Genomic DNA, 4,784 nt, shown 5'->3' on the forward strand with positions numbered 1-4,784 from the left:
ACCGCCTTGCTCGGCAGCATCGGCGTGGTGGTCGAGGTGGCCGTGCGCAAGGAGGCCGACGGCATCAAGCGCTACACCGTCACCAGCAGCAACGCCCCGAACAAGCGGCCCGACCTCGACACCGAACAGGGCCGCGCCGAGATCGCCAAGAGCATCGATGCCCTGGCCGAGGTGTTCGTCGCCAAGGTCGCCCGCAACCTCGCCGTCGAGCCCGAGGACGTCCCCGCCATGGGCGACCACGGCGGCCTCAAGGTCGGCGCCGCCGCCGTCGAGGCCGGCCTGGCCCATCGCCTCGGCTCGCTCGAATCCCTGATCGCAGAACTGGCCAGCCCGGCCGCCACCCAGAGGAAACCCAGCATGACCATCGTCCGCACCACCGCCGAGCTGCAGGCGGCCATCGCCGCCGGCACCGATCCGAAGACCCTACAGATCGCCGCCGCCGAGCCGCTCGACCTGGACGCCATCAAGGCCGAAGCCGGCGCATCCGCCGCCAAGGCCGAACGCGAGCGCATCACCGGCATCCACGCCCTGGCCGCCAAGGGCTTCGAGAAGGAGATCGCCGCCGCTATCGAGGAGGGCCGCAGCGTCGAGGCCACCGCCCTGACTCTGTTCAAGGCCGCCCAGGACCGCGGCATCGGCCTCGCCGGCATCAAGGCCGACGCCACCGGCACCACCGGTGCCCAGCCGCCGAAAAGCACCGGCCCGGACACCGCGGACGCCTGGAGCCGCACCATGAAGAAGATCGGAGGCTAAGCCATGACCATCCTCACCCAAGGGCCGCGCACCGCCGAGTTTTTGCTCTCCGAGGCCAACGGCGCGCGCTCCCGCGAAGCCATCGTCGTCAACGCCACCGCCGGCAAGCTGGCGGCCGGTACCCTGCTGGCCAAGCTCACCAGTGCCAATGCCGCCACCCCGAGCGCCGCCGGCGGCAACACCGGCAACGGCACGCTCGGCGCCGTAACCGTCGGCAACGACGCGATCACCGGCACCTACGTCCTGACCGTCACTGCCGCGGCGGCCAACGCCGGCGACTTCCGCGTCGTCGACCCCTTCGGCGAGGTGATCGGGACCGGCAGCGTGGGTGTCGAGTTCGGCGCCGGCGGTCTGACCTTCACCCTGTCCGACGGCAGCACCGACTTCATCGTCGGCGACGCCTTCAACATTGCCGTCAATGCCGGACTCGGCGAGTGGGTGGCTTACGACGACGACGGTGCGAACGACGGCCGCCGGGCCGCCACCGGCATCCTCTACGCGGCTGTCGACGCCACCGAGAGCGACGCCAAGGCCGTGGCCATCGTCCGCGACGCCGAGGTGGTCGGTACGAAGCTGATCGGCCTCGACGCCAACGGCCAGGCCGACCTGCTCGCGCTGGGCATCGTCGTCCGCTGACACTTTCGTGTCGTGGGAAAGTTGCGTGTCCTGTTTGCCGTTGCAATTTGAGGAAGTTTCGAGGCAGCGAAACCGGGGGCAACTCGAAAGAGCGAAAAATTTTTTGGCTCTGCTCTTGAAAGGCACTTGGGTGCCCCTATCTAGTAAGTACGGGATGCCGAAGTCGGGTTCCGGAATTACCAAACTCGCTGATATTCAGGAGATTCAACATGACTGCTTTCCAAATGGCTCCGCTGTTTCGTCAATCCGCTGGGTTCGATCGCTTCCGTGATTTGTTCGAGGCGTCGCTGCGCAATGAAAGTGGCAGCACTTATCCGCCCTACAACATCGAGAAGCGTGGCGAGAACGACTACCGCATCGTGATTGCGATGGCCGGCTTCGGAGAGGCCGACCTGGACCTGCAAGTCGAGCGGGGCGTGCTGACCGTGACCGGCGGCAAGCGTGAGCCGGCGAAGGGCGAGCAGGCACCCAAGGTGACCTACCTGCACCAGGGTATCGCCCAGCGCAGCTTCAAGCTGTCGTTCAACCTGCCGGAGCATGTCGAGGTTAAAAGTGCCAATCTGGTCAATGGATTGCTGAACATCGAACTGGAGCGGATCGTTCCTGAAGAGGCCAAGCCCAAGCGCATCGAGATCAAGCAGGGTGGCAAGTCTAGTTCGCTGAACTGATTTTTCTTTATCCAGAAAGTTTTATTCCTGTCGAGGAAGTATGGGATGCCGAAGTCGGGTCCCGAACTTACCAAGCTCGCTGATATTCAGGAGATTGAACATGGCAACTTTCCCCATGGCCCCGCTGTTTCGTCAATCCGTTGGTTTCGACCGCTTTAGTGATCTGTTCGAGGCGGCCCTGCGCAATGACAGTGCCAGCACATATCCGCCCTACAACATCGAGAAGCATGGCGAAAGCAACTATCGCATCGTGATCGCGATGGCAGGTTTCGAGGAAGCCGACCTGGACCTGCAAGTGAATCGGAGCGTGCTGACCGTGGCTGGCGGCAGGCGTGAGCCGGAGAGCAGCGAAGACGCATCGGCGGTGACCTACCTGCATCGCGGTATCGCCCAGCGCGGCTTCAAGCTGTCGTTCAACCTGGCCGATCACATCGAGGTGAGAAGCGCCAACCTGTCCAATGGCCTTTTGAGCATCGAGCTGGAACGGGTCGTTCCGGAAGAGGCCAAGCCCCGGCGCATCGAGATCAAGCAGGGCGACAAGCCGACCTTGCTGAACTGATTCGGGGTAACGCCCGTGTGAAGGGAGGGGGTGCTGCGGCACCCCTTCCGCATTTATGACACCGCAAGACTGACCATCATCCTCACTTTCAAAACCGCCCCCGTGGCGGTTTTTTCGTTTCCGGAGAACGATATGCCGAGTCTCGACATCTTCAACGACGACGCCTTCAGCGCCGTCAGCCTGACCAACGCCATCAACACCAGCCCGGAAGGCCAGCGCGTACCGGCGCTGCTCGATGCCCTGTTCGAGGAGGAGGGCGTCAACACCACCTCCGTGTTCATCGAGCGCGAAAACGACAGCCTCGCCCTGGTCCCGGCCGGCGAACGTGGGGCGCCGGCCGAGGTCACCACCGGCGCGCAGCGCGACGTCATCCCCTTCAAAACCCTGCACCTGCCGACCCGCTCCACCATCCGCGCCGACGAGGTACAAGGCATCCGCGCCTTCGGCACGGAGAGCGAACTGGAAACCGTCATGGAGCTGGTCGGCAAGCGCCTGGCCAAACAGCGCAAACGCCTCGAGGCGACCATCCGCTTCCAGCGGGCCGGCGCGATCACCGGCAAGATCTACGACGCCGACGGCCAGCGCCTGCTGCTCGACCTGCACCGGCAGTTCGGCATCGGGCAGCAAAGCCACGCCATGGCGCTGGGCAGCGACGCCACCAAGGTGCTCGGCAAGATCGTCGAAGCCAAGCGCAAGGCCGAGGACGCCATCGCCGACAGCGGCATCATCACCGGTTGGCTGGCCGTGTGCGGGCGCGGCTTCTGGGACGCCTTCACCGGGCACAAGTCCACCACCGACGCCTGGGATCGCTACCAGGACGGCCAGTTCCTGCGCACCGACATGCGCCCGATGGGTTTCCAGTTCGGCGGCGTCGAGTGGCAGGAGTTCTACGGCAAGGTCGGTGATGTTGAGTTCATCGGTACCGACGATGCCTACCTGATCCCGCTCGGCGTCGACGGCCTGCTGGTCACCAAGTATGCCCCGGCGGACTACATGGATACGGTCAACACCATGGGGCAGAAGTTCTACGCCAGCCAGGAGCCGCTGCCCCACAACAAGGGCGTCGACCTGGAGTCGCAGTCCAACCCGCTGAGCATCTGCACCCGCCCGCGGGCGATCATCAAACTGGGCAGGGCCTGAGCGATGTTCGGCGACGACCTGAGCGCCGCCATCATGGCGTCCCTGGGCGATGGCAAGGCCGACTGCCTCGACGCCGAGGGGAGCACCGTGGCCCGCGGCATCGACGTCATCATCGAGCACAACCTGCAGCGCGTCGGGCCGGAAGGACTGTTCGTCTCCACGGCCGTCGGCATCACCTGGAACACGGCGGACCTGCCCGGCACCGAGCGGGGCGGAACCTTCGTGGTCGGCAGCAGGCGTTATCTCGTCGAGGAGATCGTCAGCGACGACGGACAGATGGCGACCGCCGCCTGCATGGAGGCCCCATGACCAACCCCCTGAGCGAGGGCCGCCAGGCGCTGGTCCGGCGCCTCTCGACCATCTCCGTCGCCAGCGGTTACCGGACCGATGCCGGTGCCAACGTGAAAACCGGCTGGTTCAACGAGGTCCTGCAGCGCGAGAAGGTCGGCTTCCCGCTGATCGTGGTGCAGAAGGCCAAGGACCAGGACCCCGTGCCGGGGCCGCGTGCCCTCAAGGTCGCCGCCGGCTACTACGTGATCGGCGCCGTCGACGTCGGCCTGGACGACTACGAGGACGCCCTCGACGACCTGGAGCTGGACCTGCTGTGTTGCCTGCGCCCGGAGCAGGGCAGGCCGCTGCCCTGGGCGCCGGCCGGCATCCAGAACATCGCCCTGGGCGGTGCCGAGCAGTTCCCGCCCGGCAACGGCGAGCGCGCGGCCAGCGTGCTGATCCCGGTCCACCTGCACACCTTCATCACTGGCCTCTGAGCCGGAGAATTCCATGAGCGAACTCTATTCCCTGCAGGGACGTTTTTTCTCTGCCGTCCGCAACGCCACCACCGGCAAGCCCGGCAAGCGTACCTGGCTCGGCAACGCCTCGGCCGCCACCCTGGCGATTTCCGCCAACAAGTCCGACAAGAACGAATCGTTCGGCGGATCGCGCGGCCTCTACGGCTCGCTGATCACCGGCAAGAGCGGCACCCTGAACATCACCCTCGACGAGTTTCTGCTCGAGAACCTGGCCTTGGC

8 protein-coding genes are annotated in these 4,784 nt (G+C 65.4%); all 8 read left to right on the plus strand.

Annotated elements, in window-relative coordinates; all coding sequences use genetic code 11:
- On the plus strand, window positions 1-753 hold a 753-nt coding region (locus BMY22_RS25280), incomplete at its 5' end, for a Clp protease/crotonase-like domain-containing protein (RefSeq protein ID WP_482762605.1).
- Between the two features lie 3 nt (window positions 754-756).
- Entirely contained in the window at window positions 757-1,389 is a 633-nt protein-coding gene (locus BMY22_RS22660; protein ID WP_090625562.1) for a head decoration protein, read from the plus strand.
- A 209-nt stretch (window positions 1,390-1,598) separates the two neighbouring features.
- Entirely contained in the window at window positions 1,599-2,057 is a 459-nt protein-coding gene (locus BMY22_RS22665) for an Hsp20 family protein (protein ID WP_090625563.1), read from the plus strand.
- A 100-nt stretch (window positions 2,058-2,157) separates the two neighbouring features.
- The gene (locus BMY22_RS22670; RefSeq protein WP_090625566.1) at window positions 2,158-2,616 is read left to right on the plus strand and encodes an Hsp20 family protein; all 459 of its coding nucleotides are present in this window, start codon (window positions 2,158-2,160) and stop codon (window positions 2,614-2,616) included.
- 132 nt (window positions 2,617-2,748) lie between these two features.
- Window positions 2,749-3,756 (plus strand): major capsid protein, encoded by a 1,008-nt coding sequence (locus BMY22_RS22675; protein ID WP_090625570.1) that lies wholly within the window; start codon window positions 2,749-2,751, stop codon window positions 3,754-3,756.
- A gap of 3 nt (window positions 3,757-3,759) precedes the next feature.
- Entirely contained in the window at window positions 3,760-4,065 is a 306-nt protein-coding gene (locus tag BMY22_RS22680) for a head-tail joining protein (protein ID WP_090625567.1), read from the plus strand.
- On the plus strand, window positions 4,062-4,523 hold the full coding sequence (locus BMY22_RS22685; protein ID WP_090625569.1) for a hypothetical protein: 462 nt from the start codon (window positions 4,062-4,064) through the stop codon (window positions 4,521-4,523). The genes BMY22_RS22680 and BMY22_RS22685 overlap by 4 nt, the downstream gene beginning before the upstream one ends.
- Before the next feature lie 13 nt (window positions 4,524-4,536).
- Window positions 4,537-4,784: hypothetical protein (locus BMY22_RS22690; RefSeq protein WP_208599381.1), on the plus strand; the 248-nt coding region annotated here is incomplete at its 3' end.

This window comes from Azotobacter beijerinckii, from assembly GCF_900110885.1.
GTDB classification, from domain to species: domain Bacteria; phylum Pseudomonadota; class Gammaproteobacteria; order Pseudomonadales; family Pseudomonadaceae; genus Azotobacter; species Azotobacter beijerinckii.